The sequence below is a fragment of the Arthrobacter sp. SLBN-100 genome (genome assembly GCF_006715305.1).
Classification (GTDB): Bacteria; Actinomycetota; Actinomycetes; order Actinomycetales; family Micrococcaceae; genus Arthrobacter.
In genome coordinates this window covers 3,053,304-3,079,236 of the sequence record NZ_VFMY01000001.1, presented here as the reverse complement: position 1 = coordinate 3,079,236, position 25,933 = coordinate 3,053,304, and the positions used below count along the sequence as shown (strand labels likewise).

Genomic DNA, 25,933 nt, shown 5'->3' with positions numbered 1-25,933 from the left:
TCCGATGCTACCGCCTCCCCGCGGCTGGGCCTTGCTTCTGGTTGGGAGTCGGCTTATCGTGGCAGAGGTTTCACCACTTTCACCAGTTTCACCAGTTTCACCTAGTTTCACCCAGGGAGGGTGCTGTGCAGAATCCCTTTAAGCCGACTGCCGGAGCCACACCTCCCGAACTGGTCGGGCGCGCCGGGCTGCTGGACGAGTTCGAGTACGGCCTCCAGCAGGGTTCCGGCGCCCCGGGGCTTTTGACCATCATCACCGGCTCCAGGGGCATCGGCAAGACGGTCATGTTGAGCGAAGCCGAAGGCATCGCCCGCAATCACGGGTGGGTCGTGATCTCCCGGACAGCCACGCCAGGCTTCCTGGCCGGGGTCGGCGATGACATGCTTCGCATCCTCGACGAACTCGGAGACGGGCCTCCCTCCCGGAAGATCACCGCCTTCTCGGCAGCTGGGTTCGGGCTGACCACGCAACTTCCCCCGGAACGGTCCGTTGACCGGCGCGGGACCGGGAACGAACTGTTGCGCCTGCTGGATGCGAAAGGCACAGGACTCGTCATCACCATCGATGAGATTCATGCCGTCGACCGGACGGAAATCGCCCAGCTGGCCGCCGACGTCCAGCACTTCATCCGCGAAGGGCTGCCCATCGGCCTGATCTTCGCCGGCCTGCCATCCGCAGTGTCCGACCTCCTCAATGAAGGCGTTGCCACCTTCCTGCGGCGGGCCGACAGGATCAATCTCCACGAAGCAGCCATCGCGGAAGTCACCGCATCGTACAGTCAGCTCTTCAGCCAGGGAGGCATCAACATCTCCCCCGACCTCATCAATGAGGCAGCCGAAGCCACCGAGGGATATCCCTTCCTGATCCAACTGGTGGGTTACTACCTCTGGCTAGAAGCCGACAAGGCAGGATGGAAACTGGACGAGACCAGCGTTCGGCGTGGAATCGCTGCCGCACAACGGCGGAACACCTTAGTGGTCGTCGAGTCAGCGCTGTCGGACATCTCGGACAGGGACCGCGAGTTCCTGGACGCGATGGCCGCCCAGGATGGCCCCTCTGCCGCCGGTCAGATCGGCGCCATCCTCAAGGCCAAGCCCAACGTCATTTCCAAGTACCGGAACCGGCTCATCGCTGCGGGCCTGATCGAATCCGCTGGCTACGGCAAAGTGGACTTCGCAATCCCCGGACTCCGCCAATACCTCCGCCAGTAGGTTAACAGAAGGTCCATTATCGGCGGTTCGAAGCGGCCCGGGGAGCACGGGAAGAAGACGAGTCTCAAGGGCCGCCCAGCGCCAAGGAAAGAACCTGCTTGCTTCATGGAAAGCAGTCGTGCCCGTAAGCCGGTCGGCCCAAACAGCGCAAAGATTCCAACGCTTGCCTAAAGCCAGGGCGGTCGTCGAAATGCGCGTAGACCCCGCTCCATTCATTGCACTGTGAGGCTCCCCCAACCACTGAGGGACCCTCATTTAGTGACATGACTGGTCGTATTGGCCGCATCAGTGCCCACGATTTTCAGGAAGGCCTCTGTTGCGGGAGAGAGGGCACCGCTGCGGTGAGACATGATGATAGGTCGTTCCAGAGAGGGCAGGATGGGCCGAAGCACACATTCGCCTATGTCTGATCCCATCATTGGCGTCCACCAGAGCGCGTAGCCTGCTCCTGCGGTAACCAGGGGCATAATTCCTTCAGTGCTGCCCAGTTCGATTCGGATATTGGGGCTGGTCCCTCTTTGGCTTAGTTGAGTTTCGAGCCACCGCCTGGAGGTCGACAGGCTGGGGTGCATGGTGACCAGACTCATGGCCGCGAGCTCCTCGACCCCGATTGGTTCGCTTGCATCTGATGAGCCGGGGGGAAGGAGGGCATTCAGGCGTTGGGTTCCCACCTGTTGACTCGTCAACTGTGCCGTAACCGGGGAAGAGACCGTTAGGCCAAGGTTGTAACGCCCGCTGCGGACTTCGGCGGCGATGGCATTATCGTCGGTTTCGGGGTAGACCCTCACGCCGACTTGAGGATATGCCCGGCGGAAGCCGACCAACGCCTCCAAAAGCCATCCCGCGGCAACCGCGGGAACGGCGACTATGTCCAGATGCCCGGCCGCCAGTCCCAAGACATCACGGACGCTTTCCTGCGCCACGGCGAAGTCACGGAGCACCTGTCGGGCCGGTTCCAAAAGGGCCAACCCCGCCGCAGTCAAAGCGAGCCCAATTGACGTCCTTTCAAACAGCTGGCCCCCAAATTCCTTTTCCAGCGAACGCAGGGCGACTGAGATGGTCGGTTGCGCTACGTGGAGCTGCGCAGCGGCCGCCGTCGCGCTTTCGTGCTCCGCCACGGCCAGGAAGTACTCAAGCTGTCGCCGTTCCATTGGAGCCTCCATAGAGAAAAGCTATCGGTTTCCTAGAAAATTATCATTGGACGCTATACAGCCGCGCAAGTAACGTGGATCACATGACGGATTCCACTAAGTCCTCGGGGCCGAACCTTCTCATCGTGATGTCTGATCAGCACGTTCCTTTCGCGTGTGGGGCCTACGGCAGCACCATGGCTCGGACACCGAATCTGGACGCCCTGGCTGAGCGCGGCACGGTCTTTGATGCTGCCTACTGCAACTCGCCCATCTGCGTTCCGTCCCGGGCTGCCATGGCCACGGGTCGGTATGTTCATCAGACCGGTAATCCCGATAATGCTTCCCCTTATTTAGGTACTGAGGCTGCCAGTTGGGGCCACCGGGCGACGCAGGCAGGCATCCCAACCACCACTATCGGCAAATTGCACTACAGGTCTGTTGAGGATGACACCGGATTCCCTGATCAGCGCCGGCCACTTCACGTCCGGGACGGCATGGGGGACCTGTTCCATACCCTGCGAAGCCTGCAGCCTCCCGCCCTGCAATTGCGGGCCGCCGTCGTTGACGCCCGGCCTGGCGAGTCTGACTACAGCCGCTTCGATCGTTCTGTCGCTTCTGAGGCAGCCAACTGGCTGCAGGAGCGGTCCTCACAGCAGGACCGGTGGCTGGGGAAAGTCTCATTTGTCACCCCGCACTATCCGTTCACTGTTCCGAAGGAATTCCTGGATCTGTATCCGCTCGAAACGCTGCCGCTGCCTCGGCGGAACGACCCACAGGAATGGGACCGGCATCCGGCGGTGGATATTTACCGGCAGGCCTGTGGCCTAGACCAGCCTCTGACCCGAGAGGAAACCCTGAAGGCGGTGCAGGCATACTATGGGCTGGTCAGCTTCATGGATGCGCAGGTCGGCATTGTCCTGGACGCTCTGGAGGAGACCGGCCAGGCCGATAACACCATCGTGCTTTATGTCTCGGACCACGGAGAACTGCTGGGCACCGACGGATTGTGGTTCAAAGGAACCATGGGCGAGGGTTCGGTACGCATCCCGACCATTCTTTCTGGGCCAGGAGTCCCCATCGGCCACCGTTGCGGCACCAACGTCAGCCTGATCGACGTTTTCCCCACGGTCCTCCACGCCCTCGGCTTGTCCCCCGCCCTTGAAGACGCCGATCTGCCCGGGCGATCGCTGCTGGGCATCGCCAACGAGCCGGATGATACGACCCGGACTGTTTTCAGCGAGTACCACTCGGCCAACTCCTACACGGGCTCGTTCATGATCCGCCGCGGCCCTTGGAAGTACGTCAACTACACCGGCTTCGAGGAACGGCTGTACAACCTGGAGTCCGACCAGTGGGAGGAGCACGATCTTGCCCCGGAACCGGCTTACGCCGATCAGCTGGAGCAGTGCCGGGCGGCTATGCGCGAGATCTGCGACCCAGATCTGGTAGACCAGCAGGTACGGGAACGCCAGCGGCAGCGGATCGAAGAATACGGCGGAGTCGCCAACGTCCTCAAGAAGCCTCTGATGGCCTACTCACCCGCCGCCAGTTCCTAAGCCCCGGCCTACCCAGCCAACCGAATTCCAGCCGGTCTAATCACAAAGGTGTGCAAATGTCCGCAACAACCGAAACCTCTCCTGCCCAGCTGCACATGGTGCGCAGGGCCGCCGTCGGCAGCGCCGTCGGCACCACAATCGAAGCCTACGACTTCCAGATCTACGGCGTAGCCTCAGCCCTGGTCTTCAGCACCGTCTTCTTCTCCAACATCCCTACCTCACTGGGCATTGTCTTTTCCTTTGCCACCCTCAGCGTAGGCTTCTTGGCCCGCCCCTTGGGCGCCATGATCTTCGGGCACTATGGGGACAAACTGGGACGCAAAAAGCTGCTGGTCATCTCCCTAATGGGAGCCGGCGGATGCACCACCCTGATGGGGTTGCTCCCCACCCATGCCCAGGTCGGGCTTTGGGCACCAATCCTGCTGGTCGCACTGCGCCTGCTCCAAGGCCTGTTCCATGGAGGCGAGCAGGGCGGCGCCGTACTGATGGCCGTCGAACACGCACCGGCCCACCGCCGCGGCTGGTACGGCAGCTGGGCCTTCCTGGGCAGCCCCGGAGGCACCCTGCTGGCGGCCGGGGTCATGGGCATCACCATCGCCACCACCGGTGAGAACTTCCTCACTTGGGGCTGGCGCGTGCCCTTTGTGATCAGCTTCATCCTGCTCGGAGTGGGTGTTGTCATTCGCGCGACCGTCACCGAAAGCCCGGAGTTTCAGAAGCTGAAAAAAACCGAGGGTCACGCAAAAGCACCTATGGTCGAGGTCATCAAACGATCCTGGCGCCTGGTCTTGGTATCCATCGGTGTAAACCTGGGTTTCAACGCTTTCGTGTGGGTACTCATCAGCTACTCACTGGCCTACGGGACCCAGTATTTGAAGCTCGACCGGGACTTCATGCTTCAAAGCACCCAGATCGGATCGGTGGCAATGATCATCTCAATCCTCCTCTTCGCTTGGCTCTCTGACCGCATCGGCCGGATGAAAGTCATGCTCGCCGGAGCCCTGTTCCTTGTCCTGTACCCCTTCCCGATGTTCGGGCTGCTCAACACCGCCCAACCTCCGGTGGTCATGACAGCGATGGTCATCGGCTTCATCGGCGCCTCGGCCGTGTTCGGGCCCCTGGCCGCATTCCTGGTAGAACTGTTTCCCACGAAGGTCGCCTACAGCGGAGTCTCGGTCGGCTACTCACTCGGCGCTGTCCTCGGTGGCGGCCTGGCACCCTTCATCGCCAGCCTCCTTATGGAAGGCTCCGGCGGGCAGTCCTGGACGGTGTCCCTGTACCTGGCCGCCGGCGGCGCCGTCACCCTCGTTTCGCTGCTGTTCCTGCGCTCCGTCCGGTCAGGCCGCCGGCAGGTGACAGCGACCCGCATTCAGCAGACCCAGCTCTCATGACTGCCGGTGCCCCGCACGGCAGCTGCTGCACACCCCGCACCACCTCTGCCGACACGACATTCCTCCCCCCTGCCGTAGCTCTCCTGTCTCGCGCGGAAATGCCACGCGGGAGAAGGGAAACTCAAACGGGTGAGGACGTGGTCATTCCCGCGGGGGCTTTCCAGATGGGGGATGCATTCGATGAGGGCTATCCCGCCGACGGGGAGACCCCGGTCCACACAGTGGCAGTATCTTCCTTCGCCGTGGATGCCACGTCTGTCACCAACACGCAATTCGCCAAGTTCATCGAGGCCACCGGATATCGGACTGAATCCGAACAACTCGGCTCCTCGGCCGTGTTCCATCTTCTCGTGCAGGCGAAGGAAGAAGACATCCTGGGCCCTGTGAACGGCGCCACCTGGTGGCTGACAGTGCGCGGGGCTGACTGGGCGCACCCCCACGGCCCCCGCTCAGCCTGGAAGGACTTCGCAGAACATCCGGTGGTCCACGTGTCCTGGAATGACGCCATGGCCTACTGCGCCTGGGGTGGACGGCGCCTGCCAACCGAAGCCGAGTGGGAGTATGCGGCACGGGGCGGGTTGGCCGGTAAGCGCTACGCCTGGGGCGATGACCTGCACCCCCAGGACGGCAAGCATCGCTGCAATATATGGCAGGGAGAATTCCCACTGCTCAACACCGAGGCCGACGGCTATCTGGGCACAGCCCCAGTCGGCAGCTTTCCGCCCAACGGCTATGGCCTGTACGACACGAGCGGGAACGTGTGGGAGTGGTGCCAGGACTGGTTCCTGCCCAAGTACTACCGAAATTCACCTGACAACGACCCCCAGGGCCCGACCATCGGTGCCGGACGTGTTATGCGCGGCGGCTCCTACCTGTGCCATGAGTCCTACTGCAACCGTTACCGCGTCGCCGCCCGCAGCTTCTCCCCCGCTGACTCTGCCAGCGGTAACTGCGGATTCCGCACCGCCCGGTCCCTGACATGAAGAAACCAGAGGAACAATGCACGTCGCTGAACGCTCGCAAGCTACCGAACGACTCCGGGCTGCCCTTCCCGGGATCGTCGAAACCGAACCCGGTGACCTGCTGGCCTACACTTCTGACCGCTCTGGCCACCGCTCCGACGGCGTGCCGGCAGCGGTAGTCCACGCGCGCACGATCGAGGACGTGCAGAAAACCTGCCGCATCGCCTCCGAAACCCGGACCCCCATCGTCACCCGTGGTGCCGGCACTGGCCTCGCCGGCGGCGCCATTGCCAGCCCCGGGGAAATTGTCCTCTCCACCCAGGCGATGGACCAGATCCTGGAGATCTCGGTCGAGAACCGACTGGCCGTTGTCAGGCCCGGGATCCTCAACGGAACCTTGAACCGTACCCTCGAGCAGCACGGCCTGTGGTGGGCCCCGGATCCCGCCAGCAGGGACATCTCCACCGTCGGTGGCAACATCGCCATGAATGCCGGCGGACTGCTGTGCGCCAAGTACGGGGTGACCCGGGAATCGGTGCTGGCCCTCAAGGTCGTTCTGGCAGACGGGCGCCTGCTGTCCGTCGGGCACCGCACGGTCAAGGGTGTCACCGGCTACGACCTCTGCGCGTTGATGATCGGCTCGGAAGGAACACTCGGCATCATCGTCGAGGCAACCCTGAAGCTGCAGCCCCTCGTCCGCGGTGACATCGTCACCATCGGAGCCTTCTTCGACAGCATCGAAGAAGGTGCACGTGCCTCCGCTGCCATCACAGGCGCCGGCCACGTCCCGGCGATCATGGAACTCATCGACCGCCGCACACTGGAGTGCGTGGCCCGATATACCGGCACTGATTTGCTTGCCCGGGGCGGGGCGTACTTCCTTGTCCAGTGTGACGGGCCCGACGCTGCAGAGACCGCACAACTAATTACCGACCTCATACAAACCGCCGGCGGCAGAGCAGAAACAACTGTCGATCCAGCCGAGGCTGAACACCTACTGGGCCTGCGCCGCCAAGCCTTCCCTGCCCTCGAAGCAATGGGCACCATGCTTGTTGAGGACATCGCTGTGCCCCGGGACATGATGAGCGCTGCCTTCGCCAAGATCCGTGAACTGGAGCAAAAGTACAGTCTCATCATCCCTACCACCTGCCACGCCGGTGACGGCAACCTGCATCCTACCTTTGTTTTCGAGGGCACCACCGTCCCGGAAACCATTTGGACGGCCGCCGGGGAGCTGTTTACCTACGCCTTGGAAGTCGGCGGCACTCTGACCGGCGAGCACGGTATCGGGCTGCTCAAGCGTGCCTGGCTCGCCGAGGAGCTCGGGCCCGACCAGTACGAGTTGCAGCGCCAAATCAAGGCGGTCTTCGACCCGGCCAACATCCTCAACCCCGGAAAAGTGTTCGCCGACAGCTAGCAGTCACCCCGCCTGACAGCCCTTCAAAGAAGAGAACGCCGTTACCACTACTGTGACAGTCTCCACCTCCTCCTACTTCACCCCGGCAGCCCCGACCGTCTCCACTGCCGTAGCCGAGGCGCTGGGAGAGCGCACTGGCCACCTCTTCGGGCTGATGGGCAACGGCAACGCCCACCTGATCAGCCACCTCACCCAGGCCGGTTTCCCCTACACGTCCGCCCGGCACGAGGCGGCAACAGTCACCATGGCGGACGCCTATCACCGCTCCACCGGCCGGATCGGGGCAGCGACCACCACCTACGGGGCTGGCTTCACCAACGCCTACACCGCCCTGGCCGAGGCCCGTCTGGCAAGAATCCCACTCGTTCTCGTCGTCTGCCCCGCTCACAGATCCGGTTAGCCTGGACCCGCTGCCAGCCAAACCGTCCTGGTCCGCCTCCACTCGGGAGACCGGCTCGGAGCCCTGTTCATGACCTCCGTCATGGCCGCGAACGCCTTCGCGAGTCCCTGGGATCTGGGCATCGCCGGCGGGTTCACCAGGGCCGGACCGACTGGAACTCGCGCAAGCCGCCGACGTCGTGCTGGTGGCCGGGGCATCGATGAACGCCTTCCAGCTCCGTTACGGAACCCTGTTCGGGCCGGACGCCAAGGTTATCCGGGTGGACAACGAACCCGACGCTGCCCACGCTCAGGTAACCGACTGCGTCCGCGCGGATCTGGGTCCTTTCCTTGAAGAACTCAACTCCCGCATCGAGAGCATTGAGCCGCAAGGCGTGTGGCGAGAGCGTGCCCCAGAGGTTGCCGGCCCCAGGTTTCGTTCCGCTGAACCAGTAGAAGACCCCTCCGAATTCGGCCCCGACGGCCGGCTTAATCCCCGCACCGTCGTGGCTGCCCTCGAGGACATCCTGCCCAAGGAACGCTCAGTGGTCATGGACGGGGGCCACTTCATGGGCTGGGCCCCAATGTACATGTCTGTGCCGGACCCCCAGGCCATGATCACGGTCGGCACCGCCTTCCAGTCCATCGGACTGGGATTCGGCTCCGCCGCAGGCGTCTCCGCAGCCAGGCCGGACCGCACCACCGTCTTCATCACCGGGGACGGCGGGGGACTCATGGGCCTGGCCGACTTCGAAACCTTCCTGCGCACCACCCGCCGCGGCGTGGTCGTAGTGCTAAATGATTCCGCTTACGGCGCCGAACTGCACCAATACGCCTCGAAGGGTCTGGATGACAAGGCCATGCTCATCGATGAAGTGGACTTCGCCGCCATCGGACATGCACTCGGAGCAGAGGGAACAAAAGCCCGGACCCTAGCCGACCTGACCACCTTGGACGACTGGCTAGCCACACATGACACCGGCGTTTTCGTCCTCGACGTGGCCATCTCCCAAAAAGTCGTAGTCGAATACATGGCCGCATCCCTGGAGAAGTCCGGCAACATGAAGGTGGCCGTCGCTTGACAGACGCCACAAAAACCCCGCAAAACAAACGCCGCAGCGGGTTCACCGTGGCGGCGGCGACCAGGGCGCCTCCTGCTGCCAGGATCGGCGTGATCCAGGGCAGCGGCAGGGGGATGTTGTGCCGCATGGAGCGTTCGACCTTGAAGTCACCGGCGGTGGATTTCCTCCGGGAATATAATCTGACTACGATCAGTTATGAGTGTAGTCATTGCCGCAGAAGTAGCAGTAAAGCTACTGTCCCTCAGCGGCCGAACATCTCGTCGCGGCGGTGATGCTCTGGAATATCGAATGCAAAGGACTAAACCCATGACGTCGTCTCCTCTTTGGCAACCGTTCACTCTTGGCCGCCTCGATCTTTCCCACCGGCTGGCGCTGGCACCGATGACCCGAAACCGAGCGAACCCCGATGGCACGCCGGGGGACCTGGCCGTCGAGTACTACGGGCAGCGCGCGTCGTTGGGATTGATCATTACCGAGGGAACGCAGCCGTCGGCGGATGGGCAGGGCTATATGAACACGCCGGGGATCTACACCCCTGCGCACATCGAAGGCTGGCGAAAGATCACCGACAACGTGCACGCCGGCGGTGGGGCGGTCTTCATCCAGCTCATGCACGTCGGCCGGATGTCGCACCCGGACAACACTCCCCATCACGGTCAGCCGGTGGCACCCTCGGCGATCCCCGCCGACCAGGAAATCTTCACGCCAACAGGGTTGCAGAAGACGCCGACGCCGCGAGAGCTAAGCATCGAGGATATCCGGGCCACAGTGGCTGAGTTCCGTCACGCCGCAGCTTCTGCCATCGCAGCCGGCGCCGACGGAGTCGAAATCCACGGCGCAAACGGCTATCTCTTGCACCAGTTCCTCTCCCCCAACGCCAACCACCGCAGCGACTCCTACGGCGGATCGGTAGAAAACCGCTCCCGGTTCGTGATCGAGATCGCCCAGGCTATGGCCGAGGAAATAGGGGCCGACAGGGTTGGCATCCGCCTCTCCCCATCCATGCCCCTGGGTGGAATCAACGAGGGCAACACCGAAAGCGTGCGCGCTCAGTACCGGCACCTGGTCGGTGAGCTCGCCACCCTGAACCTGGCCTACCTGCATCTTCACCATGTGGACGACGACGAACTCCTCCGCTCCCTCAGGGATCTTTGGCCGACGGCGGTGCTGGTGGTCCGCTACGGACGTAACCGTGAGCAGATCGCCGGTGACATCGAGGCCGGCCTTGCTGACATTGCCCCGCTGGGCCGTTTCGCGCTGGCCAACCCCGATATCGTCGAGCGCCTGCGTTCCGGCGCCCCTTTGAATGAGGTGGACCCCGCCACTGTGTACGGCGGCGGAGCAGCCGGATACACCAACTACCCGACACTTGCCCACGCCTGACCGGCTGCCCCCAAGCTTGCCCATCCTGCCTGCTCCCCCGGGAGTCAGGCGAGGGCAGCCCCACAAGCAACCTCAGCACCACCGCATCGGCCGGGTGCGGATGCAACCCCATAATAAGAAAGTTCGTGAAATGCCCCCACTCAAAGAAGCAGTCGTCCTCGTCACCGGTGCAAACGGCGGCATCGGAACCCACTTCGTCCACGACGCCCTCGCCCGCGGCGCCAGCAAGGTCTACGCCACCGCGCGCACCCCCCGAACCTGGGAGGACGAGCGCATCGTTTCGCTCACCCTCGACGTCACAGACTCCGCCTCCATTCAGGCCGCCGTCGAGGCCGCAGGGGACGTCACAGTGTTGATCAACAACGCCGGGGCCAGCGTGGCGAGCCCGGGAATCCTTACCCACACCGACGCGGAAATCCGGAACAACGTCGAGACGAACTTCCTCGGCCCACTGTTCCTCGCCCGCGCCTTCGCACCGATCCTGTCCGCGAAGGATGACTCGGTGATCATCGACATCCACTCAGCAATGAGCTGGTACGCCGTCGGCGGCATTTACAGCGCCACCAAGGCCGCCCTCTGGTCCGCGACCAACTCGCTGCGCCTGGAACTCGCCCCCGAAGGGGTCCATGTGGTGGGCGTCCACGTCGGGTACGTCGACACGGCGATGGCTGCGAACGCCACCGACCCCAAGATGGACCCGGCCGATCTCGTGCGCAAAGTTATGGATGCCGTCGAAGCCGGCGAATACGAGGTCCTGGCCGACGAGACCTCCGTTCAGCTCAAAGCCGGACTCAGCGCCCCCATCGAGGCTCTCTACCCCCAGTTGGCCGCCAAGACCGCCTAGAACACGCGTGGCGCCGTGGTCATGAAACCACCGCACATGACCACGGCGCTTCCCCAACCAGGGTCATCAAACGCCATGCGCTACCCCGAGCAGGCCTCCCCTTGACAAGTATATGAGTGCGGTCATTATTGATTGTCGTCAGTCATTATTTGTCCCGCTAACCGAAGGAAATGCCGGTGCAGACCACGTGCCCGCGCGGCAGCGGGGACCCCGTCGCTGCACCAATGGCATCAGCTATCAACACCACGCCCAGAAGGAGCATCACGGCATGCGAGCATTCGTCGTCACCAAATACAGGGAGCCGCTGCGCGAGGCGGACGTCCCCGAGCCAATCGTCGGGGACGGCGATGTTCTCGTTCAGGTGCAGGCCGCGGGCCTGAACCAGCTGGACGAGAAGATCCGGCTGGGTGAGTTCAAGCAGATCCTGCCTTACAAACTCCAGCTGATCCTTGGCAACGACGTCGCCGGCACCGTGCTGCAGGTCGGGGCAAAGGTGCGCGGGTTCAAGCCCGGCGATGAGGTCTACGGCCGCCCCGACAAGGACCGCATCGGCACCTTCGCCGAGCGCATCGCCGTCGCCGAGGAAGACCTTGCACTGAAGCCGGCATCGGCCAGCATGGAGGAAGCGGGCTCACTGCCGCTCGTGGCGCTGACCGCATGGCAGGCCCTCATCGACCGGGGCAACGTGCGACCCGGACAAAAGGTTCTAATTCACGCCGGCGCCGGCGGGGTCGGCTCGATCGCAATCCAGCTCGCCAAGCACCTCGGCGCGACCGTTGCAACCACCGCAAGCAGCTCCAACGCCGGCTTCGTGCGTGACCTCGGGGCGGACATCATGATCGACTACCGCACCCAGGACTTTGAGCAGTTCCTCAGCGGATACGACCTCGTGCTCGACAGCCTCGGCGGGGAGAACCTCGAGAAGTCACTGCGCATCCTCAAGCCCGGCGGCAAGGCCATCGGGATCTCCGGCCCGCCGGATCCGGCATTCGCTCGCAAAGCCGGACTGAATCCCGCGCTCCGCCTGGCAATCGCTCTACTCAGCAGCAAGACTCGGCGGCAGGCCAGGAAGCTCGGCGTCAGCTATGAGTTCCTTTTCATGCACGCCAGCGGGGACCAACTGCGCCAGATAAGCGCCCTGGTCGACGACGGCGTGCTGCGCCCCACCGTAGGAAGGGTCTTCAGCTTCGACCAGACCCCGGAAGCGCTGCAGTCCCTGGCCGCAGGCAGCATCCGCGGCAAAGCAGTGGTCGCCCTGACCCACTAACCCCAACCAGTCTTTCCCCCCTCACAAACCATGTAGGAGAAGAACCGCCATGGACAACACCGGCACTCCGCACGGCACCCTCGTTACCTCGTACGCGAAGGCACCCACCAAAGCCCTCACCGCCGGTGACACCACCTACGCCTATCGCGAGCTGGGGCCCAGGGGCGGCATTCCTGTCGTGTTCTTCGTGCACCTCGCCGCCACCTTGGATAGCTGGGATCCCCGCATCATCGACCCCATCGCGAAGAACCGCCACGTCATCACCTTCGACCAGCCCGGCGTCGGCGCCTCCACCGGGCAGGTTCCCAACAACATCGAAGCAATGGCGGACGACGCCTACACCTTCATCAACGCCCTCGGGTTCGACAAGATCGACGTCTTCTCCTTCTCCCTCGGCGGCATGATCGCCCAGGACCTGGCCCTCAAACATCCCGACCTCGTCCGCAAGCTCGTGTTCACCGGAACCGGCCCGCGCGGCGGAAAGGATATCGAAAAAGTGGTCGGCACCACCTACTGGGACATCCTCCGGGCAACCCTGACACGGTCAGATCCCAAGGAGTTCCTCTTCTTCAACCGTAACGTCACCGGTAAACCAGCAGCGAAGGCATTCACCATGCGCCTTCAGGAGCGCATTATCGACCGGGACAAGCCGATCAGCACCCGCGCATTCCAAACGCAGCTGAAGGCAATCCAGGCGTTCGGCCGCTCCGCACCCTCGGACCTGTCGACGCTCACGCACCCCACCCTCATCGCAAACGGCGACAACGACCGTATGCTGCCATCCGCCCTCTCTGAAGATCTGCACCGGCGCATCAAGGGATCCGAACTGATCATCTACCCCGGCTCGGGCCACTGCGGCATCTTTCAGCACCACGACAAGTTCGCACCCGCCGCCGTCGAATTCCTCGCCAACTGACTCACGCTCAGAACTTCTACGTCTCATCATCGACAGTTCGCCAACACCGTGGCCGCGATAGCTTCTTTACCAGCAGTTCGGTCAAGCAGCCTTCCCACCAGGTGATACCGGTGGCTTCGGAAACTCACCCTTGTGACATAGGCGCCGCGCTCCCCAACATGAGACACAGTCCAGCCCTCCCACCGCTACAAGTAGACAGGCCGGGGTCCTTGACTCTCCCTAGTCGTTATACTCATAACTGAGTTCAGTCAGTTTACGGAGGAACCTTCATGCCCGTCGCACCCCAGCCGCTCGGACGACGCGAGCGGAACAAACAGCAGAAGCTCGACCGCATCATCGCCGCGGCCAGTGCACTGTTCGCGGAACACGGGGTCGAGGATGTCACAACCCAGCAAATCGCGGACAAGGCCGACATCGGCACCGGAACCCTGTTCCTTTACGCAAAGACCAAGGGAGAACTCCTCCTGCTCGTACAGAACGCGCACTACGCGGAAGCACTGGAGCGGGGCCGGGCCGAGGCTGAAACTATCCCGGATGCACTGGATGCAGTGATGGCCATCGTGCGGCCGATCGTGGAGTGCAACCGCGTCCAGGTCGACAACGGGCGCACCTACCTGCGCGAGATGGTCTTCGGGGACCCGACGGAGCCACGCCACAGTGAAGCCCTCGCCATCGTTGCGCAGACCGAGGAAGCAACCGCCGCCGTCCTGGGCCGGGATGAATTTGTCAGTGCCAATGATGCCGCAACAACCGCACGGACCGTCTCCGCGATCATGTTCCTCAGCATGGCAGCGAGTGCGAACCCCGCTACTCGCATCGACGATATTGTGCAGGACATCAGGACCCAGATCCGGCTGCTCCTGCCTCGCTGAACCAAGAACCTTCACCTATCGCCGTCAGACTTGCCGGTGTCAGCCGGAACTACACCCCAACCTGACGTCAGGCAGCTGACTCGAACATCGTCAGGATAGGGTCCCTCAGGCCCTTTCTTACGCTCACCAGTGAACGGTCAAGACCCTAACCTGATGGATGGCCGTTAGGAGAACCACCGGACACCGCTGACCATAAAGCCAGGCCGTCCCTGCCTCAGTACTCACCTTTGATCATGAAGTACGAACCCCGGATCACGCCTGCAAGCTTCGACTTCTGGCGCGCGAACTTGAAGGTTGATGCCAGTTCCTCCGGAACGTCCATGCCGTCGGAGAGCTTGAAACCAACAGCCCGTTTCGCCCCGTCCTCGAGGCCGTACATCACGTTGATCGCCAGGCCGGACTCGTAGAACACGTACGCCATCCGCAGCCCGTCCACTTCGAAGGAAGACACTTCGAGTGGACGGGACGAGATGACGAGATTGCGCTCGGCGGAGAGGATGTTATTCACATACTCGACCGTCTGAGGCGCCTCGTCGGCGGGAGTGACGGTGAAATCGTGGTCGTACTTGTTCTTGTAGTACCGCGCCTCGTTGGCGCGCAGCCCGGCCAGCGCCTCCGCCACGGGTGAGGATTCCAAACCAGCGGTGGAGACGTTCTTGAAATCAACGGTGTATGCCAACGGATCCTCCTGGGAAGTTCCAGCGCAGCCTACACGAGGTTCTCGACCAGCGAGACGTCCCGCACCGCACCCTTGTCGGCAGACAGGGCCATGGCGGCGTAGGCGCGCAGGGCCGGGGAAACCTGGCGGTCCCGGTTCTTGGCCTTGTAACCGCCATTGGCTTCCAGTTTTTCGCGGCGTTCGGCGAGGATCTCGTCGGAGACCTCCAGCTGGAGGCTGCGCGTCGTGATGTCGATGCTGATGATGTCGCCGTTCTCCACCAGGGCGATCGTCCCGCCGGAGGCAGCCTCCGGGGAGATGTGCCCGATTGACAGGCCGGAGGTGCCGCCGGAGAAGCGGCCGTCCGTAATGAGGGCGCACTTCTTGCCCAGGCCGCGGCCCTTGAGGAACGACGTCGGGTAGAGCATTTCCTGCATGCCCGGGCCGCCACGGGGGCCTTCGTAGCGGATGACCACTACGTCGCCTTCCTTGACGGCCTTGTTCAGGATCTTTTCCACGGCTTCGTCCTGGGACTCGCACACCACGGCCGGGCCCTGGAAGGTCCAGATGGATTCGTCCACGCCGGCGGTCTTCACCACGGCACCGTCGATGGCCACGTTGCCGCGGAGCACGGCCAGTCCGCCGTCCTTGGAGTAGGCATGCTCCACGGAGCGGATGCAGCCTTCCGCGGCGTCGGTGTCCAGGGAAGTCCACTCGTTCGACTGGGAGAACGCGGTGGAGGAGCGGACGCCGCCGGGAGCCGCGCGCCACAGGGCCTTCGCTTCTTCGGTGGCCTTGCCGCCGCGGATATCCCAGTCATCCAGCCAGCCATCCAGGTCGGCGGAGTGCACAGAGTGGACGTCCTTGTGCAGGAGCCCGCCGCGGTTCAGCTCACCCAGCAGGGCGGGGATGCCGCCGGCCCGGTGCACGTCCTCCATGTAGTAGGTCTTGTCCTTGGCGACGTTCGGGGCCACCTTTGCCAGGCAGGGCACCTGGCGGGACTTGGCGTCCATCTCGGCCAGGCCGTAGTCCACCCCCGCTTCCTGGGCAGCGGCCAGCAGGTGCAGGATGGTGTTGGTGGAGCCGCCCATGGAGATGTCCAGGGCCATGGCGTTGTCGAACGCCTTCGCGGTGGCGATGGAGCGGGGCAGCACCGAGTCGTCGTCGCCGTCGTAATAGCGCTTTACGAGCTCGACGACGGTAGCGCCGGCCTTCTCGTACAGCGCCTTCCGTGCGGTGTGGGTGGCCAGCACTGAGCCGTTGCCCGGCAGGGCCAGGCCGATCGCCTCGGCCAGGCAGTTCATGGAGTTGGCGGTGAACATGCCGGAGCAGGAACCGCAGGTGGGGCACGCGTTCTCTTCGATGAGGTTGATGTCAGCATCAGAGATGGACTCGTCCACAGCGTCGGCAATGGCGTTTACCAAGTCCAGGGAACGCACGGAGCCGTCGGTCAGGGTCACGCGGCCGGCCTCCATGGGACCGCCGGAGACGAACACTACGGGGATGTTCAGGCGCAGCGCGGCCATGAGCATTCCGGGGGTGATCTTGTCGCAGTTGGAGATGCACACCAGGGCGTCGGCGCAGTGGGCATTGACCATGTACTCCACCGAGTCGGCGATCAGGTCACGCGAAGGCAGCGAGTACAGCATGCCGCTGTGGCCCATGGCGATGCCGTCGTCCACGGCAATGGTGTTGAACTCGCGCGGCACGGCGCCGGCGGCGAGGATCGCGTCAGAGACGATCCGGCCCACAGGGGCGAGGTGGGTGTGCCCTGGGACGAACTCCGTGAAGGAGTTGGCGACGGCGATGATCGGCTTGCCGATGTCCGAGGTGGCGACGCCGGAGGCCCGCAGCAGTGCGCGGGCTCCGGCCATGTTGCGGCCATGGGTGACAGTGCGGGAACGAAGAGGAGGCATGCTACCGATCCTGCCGTACCCGGCCAAAGGGCGGAAGACAGTGCTGATACTAGTAGTAGGAGTACCCGGGTACTAGTGTTAGATGCCGTGAAAGAGGCAGGCGAGAAGCGCAAGGAACTGGGCCTGTTCCTGCGGGCACGCCGGGACCAGGCCCTGCGGTCCGAGTATGGATTGCCGCCCGTCGCCCGCCGGCGCGAGCGGGGGCTGCGGCGGGAGGAGATCGCCTTTCTTTCCGGGGTCAGCGTCACCTGGTACACGTGGCTGGAGCAGGGACGGGACATCAGGCCTTCCCGCGAAGTCCTGGAGGCCGTGGCAAGGACCCTGCACCTCTCGGAGACCGGGCGTTCCTATGTCCTGTCACTGGGCGGTTATTCGGCGCCCGTCACCGCCGGTCCGGTGGCTGCCGACGCCCCTGCCCACATCCAACGGCTCCTCGACGCCCTCGGCCCCAACCCCGCCTTCGCGCTGGCACCGGACTGGAGCGTCACCGGCTGGAACAGGGCCTACGCCGCGCTGTATCCCAACATCGCCAATGTTGCCGCCCCGGAGCGGAACCTGCTGTGGCTGGTCTTCACGGACCCGTACGTCCAGGAGCTGCTCCCGGACTGGGACGTCACCAGCAGGCGGTTCCTTGCCGAGTTCCGGGCCGAAGCAGGGCAGCGGCTCGGCGATCCGGACGTGGCCTACCAGGTGGAGCGGCTCAAGGCGACCAGCCCGGAGTTCAAGGAGGGCTGGGACCGGTACGACATCCTCGGCTTCGAATCCCGTGAACGCTTGTTCCACCACCCGGCGGTGGGCGTCCTCCGGCTCGAACACCATCAGGTGTCACCCTCGGACCGGCCTGACCTCCACATCGTGGTCTACACCCCCGCGCCGGACAGCGACGCGGCAGAGCAGATCCAGCGGCTCCTTTCAGCGGGCAGCTAGCTACCACCAGCTGCCCAGCCACCCGCTCTACGAGTCCGTGTGCCTGCCGGTGAGCTTGTCGCGGATCCGGTCCACCATGCCGACGCCCGCCCCCAAGGTCTTGTGGAACAACTCCGAATGCGGGGCGCTCGGGTGGGGCCGTGTCGGCGCCAGCTTCTTCGCTTTCTCCACCTTTTCGCCGATGTCAACGAGTTTCTCACGGGGGATGTGCAGGCGGAGCTTGGGAAACTGTTCGGTTTCCTCGTCATTGGCGTGATGGCTCAGCTGGTCTTCGAGCTCCTGGACCAGTTCCAGGAAGGTCTGGTCGGAAGGCTCCACCTTCTCCAGCCGCTTCATCAGCTTGACGATCTCGTCGTGCTCTTTTTTGTCGTGTTCCACTTCGTCCTTGCCGTTGGGCACATGGTCCTCAACGGCGGGATAGACGTACATCTCCTCGGCCACGGCATGGCGCATCACCTCCGCGATCAAAGTGTCCGCCAGGTCCCTGCGCTGGCCGTCCCCGGGCGCACTCTTAATCTGCCCGATCAGCGCAATCATGTCCTGGTGGTCACTGGTCAGGATGTCCACGACGTCCACGTTCATTCCGGCGGAATTGGTATCACTCATGAGCTTGTCCTCCTCCTGGATCGCTCCCTGTAAGCGACGTAAGAGGGTCAAATTACCACGCGGCAACAACGCGATCCAGAGGTGGAAATCCACCGTAACCACTGAACGAATGGGCTAACTACCTTGCGCCGCAAGCTGGCGCATCAGATCGTCCCACAGCGCGGCACCGTCCACCTGGCCGTGAACTGCTGTCCCTGGGGCAACCCGCCTGGCAGGCGCATCGACGCCTGGCAGGAACGCCACCAGAACGCTGTCACCGAGCGTCAGCGTTCCGCCCAGTTGCACGAATGGCGGAACGTCGAGCAGGCGCTCCGCCAGCCAGGAGCCGACTGCCGACACGGCTGCGAGCTCATTTTTGACTGCATCCACCGCAATGGTCATTCGCGAGTACTCCTCCGAGGGGATCCTCACAAGAGGGATCCCTGACGCCAAGACCTCCGTTGCAGCGTCGAGGTCAGTGTCTGAGTTGTACTCTCCCCGATCCGCTTCAGCCAGCGTTCCACCCACCCACACCAGCATCGCCCTGCGAGCGAGTGGCGGGTCAAGCCGCAGCGCGGCAGCGATGTTAGTCAGTGGTCCTCCACAGAGAATTGTGGTCCGCTCGAAGCGTGAGGACTCCTCAGCGATTGCGCGTGCCGCCGGGCTCACCTGCTCGGGCGTGACCCCGGTGGCCTCCGCACCCGTGATCACCCGTACACCGCTGAGCCCCATCAACTCCAGGAGTTGCCCGGCAAGTTCTGCACCGCGGCCGGCCGTGGTTGCAGGGTCAGCACCTGCAGCTTCGGCCAGTCCCGGATCCAGAGGAGACGTCGTCACCAGGACGGTCATATCCGGGCCGGAACGCAAGAGGATATGTGCGAGGGACACGAGGCCGTCAGGATCGCCACCGAAGTCGTTATCCACCACGAGCAGTTCTCCGGCTGTATTAGCCGCAGCTGCCACAGCGCCTACAACCCCTTCGAAACGGCCAGCGCAACTGGCGAGCTGAAGCGGTGCGTGCCGCCGCCGACGGTGTGCTGCCCGCCGCCCGGAAGTACGACGCCGGCCTCCACTCCCCCAGGTACCGTCACCTCGAGGTGGAACGAACCGTCGTCGAGCTTCCATTCCACGCGGACGGTTCCATGCGGTGTCTTCAGGGATGTCTTCGCCCAGTCGATGCCTTCGCCCGGCACCGGCGCGATCCGTATCTTGCTGTAACCGGGTGCGAGCGGGCTGATGCCACCGATTCCCTTGTGCATCCAATCGGCAACGGCACCCAGGGCGTAGTGGTTGAAGCTGGTCATCTCGCCCGGGTTGATGGTGCCGTCCGGAAGCATCGAGTCCCAGCGCTCCCACACGGTGGTGGCGCCCATGGTCACGGGGTAGAGCCAGGACGGGCAGCCCTGTTCCAGGAGCAGGCGGTAGGCCTCCCCGCTGTGGCCAGTGTCCGTGAGGGCGCCGGTGATGAAGGGGGTGCCGGCGAAACCGGTGGAGACGCGGAAGTTGTTTTTCCGGACCAGCTCGGCGAGGCGTTCGCCCGCGAAGTCAACGTGCTCGGGGCTGGGCAGGATGCCAAAGGCAATGGCGAGCGCGTAAACGGTGGTGCAGTCGCTCTGGATGGTGCCGTCCCCGGCAACATAGTGCTTCAGGAAGGAGGCCTGAACCCGGGCCGCCAGCTGCTCGAAGTACTCGGCATCCTCCTGGTGTCCCAGCAGCCGTGCCGTTTTGGCGGTGATGGAGGCGGTGCGGAACATGCACGTGGTGGCCACAACGCCGGTGTCCGCCTTCGCGTCCCACGGCTTGTCCGGATCTGCGTCCGGGTCCAGCCAGTCGCCGAACTGGAAACCCTGGTCCCAGAGTCCGGTGGGAGACAGCAGGCCTTCCGCCCGGCGCGTGTGCGACGTCATCGATTCGTACTGGTTCCTCAGCACGGTGTCATCACCGTAGGCCTCCCACAGCGCCCACGGCACCCAGACGGAGGCTTCGCTCCACAGGGCTGATGATTCCGGCGACGGGAACTCGGCCGGCTGCGGGCAGTACTTGAGGGCATCAGGGACGGTGATGGGCACCAGGCCGTCCGCCGCTTTCTGCTCGGCAGCCAGGTCCAGCAGCCAGTCCTGCAGGAAGCCCTTGACGTCGTAGAGGAACGCCGCGGTCGGCGCGAAAACACCGATGTCGCCGGTCCAGCCGAGCCTCTCATCACGCTGCGGACAGTCCGTGGGCAGGTCCAGGAAGTTGCCCCGCAGGCCCCAGACGATGTTGCGGTGCAGCTGGTTCACCAGCTCGTTGGAGCACTCGAACGTGCCGGTTCGTTCCAGATCGGAGTGGACCACCACGGCCTCCAGCGAGTCCGCGGTCAACGTGCCCGGCCAGCCGGAAACCTCGGCGTAGCGGAAGCCGTGGAACGTCTTGGTGGGCTCAAAGAAGTCCTCGCCGCCGGACAGGATGAACGTGTCCGCGGCCTTGGCGGAGCGCAGCGGGCGGACGCCGAGCTCGCCGTCCTCCAGTACTTCGGCGTGGCGCACCGTAATAACCTGCCCGGCCTCGCCTTTCACGGTGAACCGCAGCCAGCCCACCAGGTTCTGGCCGAAGTCCACGAGCACCTTGCCGCTGGGTGACGTGAAGATTTGCTGGGGGTTGACGACGGCGGTGCGCACCACGGGCGGGCCCACCGGCTCGGCCAGCCGGTCGACGTCGAACTCCAGCGTGTGCACGCCGGCCCAACCGGCAGGCGTGCCGGCGTCAAAGCCTGGCTCCGCCCAGCCGGGCTGGTTCCGGCGGGCGTCGATGGTCTGGCCGTCATAGAGGTCGTTGAAGGTGGTGGCGGAGGGGCCGGACTGCCAGGAGGAATCCGAAGCGACGGACTGGACGTAACCGTCCTCGAATTCGATGTCCAACTGCCCGAAGAAGCCCAGCTCACTCCCATAGAGATTGGACATGCCATGCCAGGCGAGGCGCCCGCGGTACCAGCCATTGCCCAACTCGACGCCCAGGACGGTGGTGGGCTGCACCAGCGCCGTCACGTCGTAGCTGCGGTAGCGGAGCCGCCACTCGTACGAGCTCCAGCCGGGGCTCAGCACGTCGTTACCCACCGGAACCCCATTGATCAGCGCCTCGTAAATGCCGTAGGCAGTGGCCCGCAACGTCGCCTTGGCGACTGCACCGTGCCCCTCAGCGAGCTGGAATTCCTTGCGCAGGAGCGGGGCGCCGTCGAAGTCTTCGTCGGGGGTGATCATGGCTGCTTGCCAGGGTGCCAGTGGCATGTGGTGGTGTTCCGTTCTGCTGGCCGCCACGAGGTGGCGGAAGGTCAGTTGCTAAGGAAAGGCGGTCAGGAGGCGTAGTGGCAGGCGACGTCGGAGCCGCCCACCGTGCGAAGGGCCGGGCGTTCGGCGGCGCACCTGTCCGTCGCCAACGGGCAGCGCAGCCGGAAGGGGCAGCCGCCGGGCCTGGGCACCGCGGCCGCGCCCGTGCGCACACCGAGCGACTCGCGGGCCTGCCGGCGCGCGGCCTGCTCCGCGGGGCGCGGCACCGGTGACGCTGCCACGAGGGCCCGGGTAAACGGATGCTTCGGATTCTCGGTGACAGCCGCTGCAGGTCCGCTTTCCATCACCTGCCCGCGGTAAAGGACCACCACGCGCTGGGCCAGGAACTGGACCACCGCGATGTCGTGGGCGATGAAGAGGTAGCCCAGGCCGCGCTCGTCTCGCAGGTCGGCCAGGAGGTTCAGCACCTGCGCCTGCGTGGAGAGGTCCAGGGCGCTCACGGCTTCGTCGCAGACCACCAGGTTGGGATCGCAAATGAGGGCGCGGGCCACGGAAATCCGCTGCCGCTGGCCGCCGGAGAACTGGCTCGGGTACCGGTCCACGGCTTCGCGGGGCAGGCCCACGCGTTCCAGCATGTCCTCGGCGCGCTGCCTGGCCTCGGCGGCGGACACACCACGGAGCCGGAGCGGTTCTGCCAGTGAGGATCCCACGCTGTTGCGGGGGTTCAGGGAGGAGTTGGGGTCCTGGAAAACGGCCCGCAGTTCCCCGCCCAAGGCCCTGCGCTGGGACGCGCCGGCCGAGGTGATGTCCTTGCCTTTGTAGGTGATGGACCCGCCGGAGACCCTCTGCAGGCCCAGGATGGCTTTGCCGATGGTCGATTTTCCGGAGCCGGACTCCCCCACCAGTCCCACGGTTTCTCCGGGAGCAATGCTGAAGCTGACACCGTCGACGGCGGCGGGTGCGGCGGCTGCCTTGCGGCCCCGCCCGTACCGGACCACCAGGTCCTTGACCTCCAGCAGCGGCTGGGCGGCAGCGGGCAGCGGTGCTTCCGGGCGTACCGAGGTTGCGGTGCTCATGCGGGATCCTTTTCAACAGTTCGGGTTGCAACAGCCGGAGCTTCCACCAGGTTTAGGACATGGTGACTGGGTACATCGGTGGCCACCCAGTCCAGGCCTTCGACGGCGAGTTCGTCCGCTTTGACGCAGCGCACCACGCCGTCACCCGCGCCGGAGGGCAGCAGCGGGACGGGCACCATGCAGGCAGAACCGGCGAACTGGCAGCGCGCGGCGAACCGGCACGTGCTGGGCCAGTCCTTGGGCTGGGGAACCTGGCCGCTGATGGTGGCCAGCCGCTCCGGCATGTCCGCGGCGTGGTTGGCGTGCGGGTCGGCGGCCAGCAGGGCCAGGGTGTAAGGGTGGCGCGGATTGTCCAGGATGCTGTCCGTCCGGCCGTTCTCCACCACCTCGCCTGCGTACATCACGGCCACCTGGTCGCAGAGGTCGGCCACCACGCCAAGATCGTGCGTCACCATCACTACTGACATTCCGGTGTCCTTCACCAGGCTGCGCAGCAGCGAGAGGATCTCGGCCTGCACGGTGACGTCCAGCGCGGTGGTGGGTTCGTCCGCCACCAGCAGGCGGGGACGGCCGGAGAGCGCCAGGGCAATGGCCACGCGCTGGGCCATGCCGCCGCTGATCTGGTGCGGGTAGGTCTTCAGGATGCGCGCGGCGTCCACGATGCCCACCTTTTCCAGCAGGGTCAGGGCCTCGGCCTTCGCTTCGGCCCTGCCCATCCCCCGCAGGCGCCGGATCGCGGCGGTGAGCTGGTAGCCCACGGTGAACATGGGGTCCAGGGCGCGCATGGGTTCCTGTGAGATGAGGGCGATGTCGCGTCCGCGGATGCCTTCCATGTCCTTCTCGGTGGCCGCGGCCAGGTTCTTGCCGTTCCAGAGGATCTGTCCGCCGGTCACGGAGACCCCGGAGGGCAGCAGGCCCAGGAGGGACAGCGCCGTCATGGTCTTGCCGCAGCCGGACTCGCCCACCAGGCCCAGGACGGTGCCGGGTTCGACGTCGAAGGAGACGTCCGTGACCAGGCGGACCCCCTTGCCTGCACCCACAGAGTCAACGCCGACGGACAGATTGCGGACGCTGAGCGTGTCCTTCGCGGAATCCTGGGGAGCGGGAGCTGCCGCGGCGACAGCAGCCGCGATCGCCGCGACGGCCTTGGCCCGCTGCCGCCGCGCTGCGGCGGAGGGCAGGTGCGAGGCGGTGGCGTTCGGTGCCTTGCCGAGGGCGTTGCCGATGGCGTTGGCGGCCAGGACCGTCAGTGCCAGCACGGCGCCGGTAGGAACCATGAGCCAGGGGGCGTCGTAGACGTGCTGGGAGGCGCCCTGGATCATGCCGCCCCAGCTCGGCTGCGGAATGGGCGGGCCGAAGCCGATGAACGCCAGTCCGGCTTGGATGAGCATGCCGACGGCGAAGATCAGGGCGGCCTGGACCACGATGGTGTTGGTCAGGCCGGGCAGCACGTGCCGGAGGCTGATACCGGCAGGACTGACGCCGTCCACCTTGGCGGCGTCAACGTACAGCTGGGACTGCAGTGACTTCGCCTGGCCCAGCATCACCCGGTAGATGCCCGCGGAGATCAGCACACCCAGGATTCCCATGATCATCGGGATGTTGGTTCCCACGGCACCGATCACGGCCAGGATGATCACCGTGCCGGGCAGAGACATGATGATTTCGGTGACGCGGCTGATGACGTTTTCCACGCGTTCCCCGGCGGCTGCGGCCAGCATCGCCAGGAGGGTTCCGAGGCCGACGGCGACAATCACCGTGATCATGGACGTCCCCAGCGTGCCGGCTGCCGAGGCGAAGATGCGGCTCAGGAGGTCCCGGCCCAGTTCGTCGGTACCGAGCCAGTGGGCGGCGGTGGGTCCGGACAGGACGGCGGTGAAGTCCTGGTCCTCTGTCTTGAAGGGCAGCCACAACGGCGCGGTGAGGGAGGCGACCACGAGCGCGGCCAGCCAGATCACGCCGGCGATGCTCGCCGGTGAGGCGAACAGCTTGCTGCCGGAGAATTTCTTCGCCGCGCTTTGGCGCGGGGCCCTGGGAAGGACGGCAGCCGCCGTCGGCTCCGCGGAGTCTGCAGGTGCGGGGGCAACGTTGGGAATCATGAGGCACGCAACTTCGGGTCGAGGAACTTGGTGGCGAGTTCCAGCACCAGGTTCACGGCGACCACCACAACGGTGGCGATCACTACGACGCCCTGGACGGACGGGGCGTCATGGGTGCTGACGGAGTTCTGGACGGCCTGGCCCAGGCCCGGCATGGCGAACAGCTGCTCCGCGATGACGGAGCCGCCGAAAAGCTGGATGAACTGCAGCGCGATGGCGGCCACGATGGGGAGGCTGGCGTACCGCAGGGCGTGGACATAGAGGATTTTCCAGGTGGGGGTGGCGGTGGCCCGGAGGGTACGGATGTGTTCCTGCTGGAGCGCCTCGAGCATGGAAGCCCTGGTCTGGCGGGCGATGAACGCGCCGCCGCCCACGGCCAGGGTGATCACCGGCAGCGCCAGGGACAGTGCCCAGTCCTGGGGTGAGACCTCGAAGGGAACGTAGCCGGTGGCCGGGAAGACGGAGGACTGGACGGCCAGCAGGTAGACGAAGATGATGCCGATCCAGAAGGCCGGCAGGGCAACGGCCATGCCGGCGACGCCGCCGATGATGCGGTCCACGATCCCGCCCCGGACCGCGGCGGTGACGCCCAGCGCGATGCCGAGGATCCCGCTGAGCAAGGTGGCGCCGGCGGCAAGGGAGGCGGTGACGGGGAGCCTGCTGGCCAGGTCCGCGCTGACGGAGCGTCCGTCGATCAGTGAGATACCGAGGTCACCCTGGACTGCTGCGCCGAGCCACGTGAAGAACTGGGCCAGGAGGGGGTCTGACCAGCCGAGGCGCCGGTTGACTTCGTCGATGGCTTCCTGGGAGGCGCCGGCCCCGAGGGACACGGCGCCCGGGCTGCCGGGCATTGCGTGCACCAGCAGGAATGCCAGCACTGCAACCACCAGCACGGTGGCCAGCGCCATCAGCAGGCGCTTGGTGATGAATAGTGCCATGGTGACCTCCATCGGTCAGGCCTTGCCGGGCGGGCCCTCCTTTTTGGTGAGGAGGGCCC

22 protein-coding genes are annotated in these 25,933 nt (G+C 64.8%); 13 read left to right on the top strand and 9 right to left on the bottom strand.

The window, feature by feature from the left end; genetic code table 11:
* Window positions 1-125: 125 nt before the first annotated feature.
* Window positions 126-1,211 (top strand): AAA family ATPase, encoded by a 1,086-nt coding sequence (locus FBY31_RS14210; protein WP_142042176.1) that lies wholly within the window; start codon window positions 126-128, stop codon window positions 1,209-1,211.
* A gap of 251 nt (window positions 1,212-1,462) precedes the next feature.
* Here FBY31_RS14210 and FBY31_RS14205 read toward each other — a convergent pair whose 3' ends face one another.
* The gene (locus tag FBY31_RS14205) at window positions 1,463-2,362 is read right to left on the bottom strand and encodes a LysR family transcriptional regulator (protein WP_160142471.1); all 900 of its coding nucleotides are present in this window, start codon (window positions 2,360-2,362) and stop codon (window positions 1,463-1,465) included.
* An 83-nt stretch (window positions 2,363-2,445) separates the two neighbouring features.
* Here FBY31_RS14205 and FBY31_RS14200 point away from each other — a divergent pair, with 83 nt between their 5' ends.
* From FBY31_RS14200 to FBY31_RS14155, 11 genes are all read left to right on the top strand, one after another.
* Window positions 2,446-3,900, top strand: a complete 1,455-nt coding sequence (locus FBY31_RS14200) for a sulfatase-like hydrolase/transferase (RefSeq protein ID WP_142042170.1) — start codon at window positions 2,446-2,448, stop codon at window positions 3,898-3,900.
* 56 nt (window positions 3,901-3,956) lie between these two features.
* Entirely contained in the window at window positions 3,957-5,291 is a 1,335-nt protein-coding gene (locus FBY31_RS14195) for an MFS transporter (RefSeq protein WP_235010459.1), read from the top strand.
* Between the two features lie 98 nt (window positions 5,292-5,389).
* Window positions 5,390-6,274, top strand: a complete 885-nt coding sequence (locus FBY31_RS14190) for a formylglycine-generating enzyme family protein (protein ID WP_235013062.1) — start codon at window positions 5,390-5,392, stop codon at window positions 6,272-6,274.
* Between the two features lie 16 nt (window positions 6,275-6,290).
* Entirely contained in the window at window positions 6,291-7,670 is a 1,380-nt protein-coding gene (locus FBY31_RS14185; protein ID WP_142042164.1) for an FAD-binding oxidoreductase, read from the top strand.
* 52 nt (window positions 7,671-7,722) lie between these two features.
* On the top strand, window positions 7,723-8,070 hold the full coding sequence (locus FBY31_RS23055; protein ID WP_235013061.1) for a thiamine pyrophosphate-binding protein: 348 nt from the start codon (window positions 7,723-7,725) through the stop codon (window positions 8,068-8,070).
* Window positions 8,071-8,254: 184 nt separating this feature from the next.
* Window positions 8,255-9,130 carry a thiamine pyrophosphate-dependent enzyme gene (locus FBY31_RS14180; protein WP_235013060.1) on the top strand — a complete coding sequence of 292 codons (876 nt, stop codon included), beginning with the start codon at window positions 8,255-8,257 and terminating at the stop codon, window positions 9,128-9,130.
* A 306-nt stretch (window positions 9,131-9,436) separates the two neighbouring features.
* Complete coding sequence (locus FBY31_RS14175) at window positions 9,437-10,513, top strand: alkene reductase (protein ID WP_142042161.1); 1,077 nt, start codon at window positions 9,437-9,439, stop codon at window positions 10,511-10,513.
* A gap of 130 nt (window positions 10,514-10,643) precedes the next feature.
* Window positions 10,644-11,357, top strand: coding sequence for an SDR family oxidoreductase (locus tag FBY31_RS14170; RefSeq protein ID WP_142042158.1), 714 nt, complete (start codon window positions 10,644-10,646; stop codon window positions 11,355-11,357).
* Between the two features lie 268 nt (window positions 11,358-11,625).
* The gene (locus FBY31_RS14165; protein WP_142042155.1) at window positions 11,626-12,624 is read left to right on the top strand and encodes an NADP-dependent oxidoreductase; all 999 of its coding nucleotides are present in this window, start codon (window positions 11,626-11,628) and stop codon (window positions 12,622-12,624) included.
* 49 nt (window positions 12,625-12,673) lie between these two features.
* A complete protein-coding gene (locus FBY31_RS14160; RefSeq protein WP_142042152.1) occupies window positions 12,674-13,540 on the top strand; it encodes an alpha/beta fold hydrolase in 867 nt (288 codons plus the stop codon).
* A 269-nt stretch (window positions 13,541-13,809) separates the two neighbouring features.
* Window positions 13,810-14,412: a TetR/AcrR family transcriptional regulator gene (locus FBY31_RS14155; RefSeq protein ID WP_142042149.1), complete on the top strand. Its 603-nt coding sequence runs from the start codon at window positions 13,810-13,812 to the stop codon at window positions 14,410-14,412.
* A 214-nt stretch (window positions 14,413-14,626) separates the two neighbouring features.
* Here FBY31_RS14155 and FBY31_RS14150 read toward each other — a convergent pair whose 3' ends face one another.
* Window positions 14,627-15,091: a phage tail protein gene (locus tag FBY31_RS14150; RefSeq protein ID WP_142042146.1), complete on the bottom strand. Its 465-nt coding sequence runs from the start codon at window positions 15,089-15,091 to the stop codon at window positions 14,627-14,629.
* 29 nt (window positions 15,092-15,120) lie between these two features.
* On the bottom strand, window positions 15,121-16,986 hold the full coding sequence (gene ilvD, locus FBY31_RS14145) for a dihydroxy-acid dehydratase (RefSeq protein ID WP_142042142.1): 1,866 nt from the start codon (window positions 16,984-16,986) through the stop codon (window positions 15,121-15,123).
* A gap of 87 nt (window positions 16,987-17,073) precedes the next feature.
* Here ilvD and FBY31_RS14140 point away from each other — a divergent pair, with 87 nt between their 5' ends.
* Window positions 17,074-17,913, top strand: a complete 840-nt coding sequence (locus FBY31_RS14140) for a helix-turn-helix transcriptional regulator (protein WP_200833374.1) — start codon at window positions 17,074-17,076, stop codon at window positions 17,911-17,913.
* A gap of 27 nt (window positions 17,914-17,940) precedes the next feature.
* On the opposite strand, the gene FBY31_RS14135 is transcribed toward FBY31_RS14140, so the two are convergent.
* The 6 genes from FBY31_RS14135 to FBY31_RS14110 form a co-directional block, all read right to left on the bottom strand.
* Complete coding sequence (locus FBY31_RS14135) at window positions 17,941-18,519, bottom strand: hemerythrin domain-containing protein (protein WP_142042136.1); 579 nt, start codon at window positions 18,517-18,519, stop codon at window positions 17,941-17,943.
* A 114-nt stretch (window positions 18,520-18,633) separates the two neighbouring features.
* Window positions 18,634-19,461, bottom strand: a complete 828-nt coding sequence (locus FBY31_RS14130) for a nucleoside hydrolase (protein WP_142042133.1) — start codon at window positions 19,459-19,461, stop codon at window positions 18,634-18,636.
* Window positions 19,462-19,466: 5 nt separating this feature from the next.
* The gene (locus tag FBY31_RS14125; RefSeq protein ID WP_142042130.1) at window positions 19,467-21,761 is read right to left on the bottom strand and encodes a family 78 glycoside hydrolase catalytic domain; all 2,295 of its coding nucleotides are present in this window, start codon (window positions 21,759-21,761) and stop codon (window positions 19,467-19,469) included.
* A gap of 65 nt (window positions 21,762-21,826) precedes the next feature.
* Window positions 21,827-22,837, bottom strand: coding sequence for an oligopeptide/dipeptide ABC transporter ATP-binding protein (locus tag FBY31_RS14120; RefSeq protein WP_142042127.1), 1,011 nt, complete (start codon window positions 22,835-22,837; stop codon window positions 21,827-21,829).
* Window positions 22,834-24,936 carry a dipeptide/oligopeptide/nickel ABC transporter permease/ATP-binding protein gene (locus FBY31_RS14115; protein ID WP_142042124.1) on the bottom strand — a complete coding sequence of 701 codons (2,103 nt, stop codon included), beginning with the start codon at window positions 24,934-24,936 and terminating at the stop codon, window positions 22,834-22,836. The genes FBY31_RS14120 and FBY31_RS14115 overlap by 4 nt, the downstream gene beginning before the upstream one ends.
* Window positions 24,933-25,886 (bottom strand): ABC transporter permease, encoded by a 954-nt coding sequence (locus FBY31_RS14110; protein WP_142042120.1) that lies wholly within the window; start codon window positions 25,884-25,886, stop codon window positions 24,933-24,935. Before FBY31_RS14110 ends, FBY31_RS14115 begins: the two co-directional genes overlap by 4 nt.
* Between the last annotated feature and the right edge of the window lie 47 nt (window positions 25,887-25,933).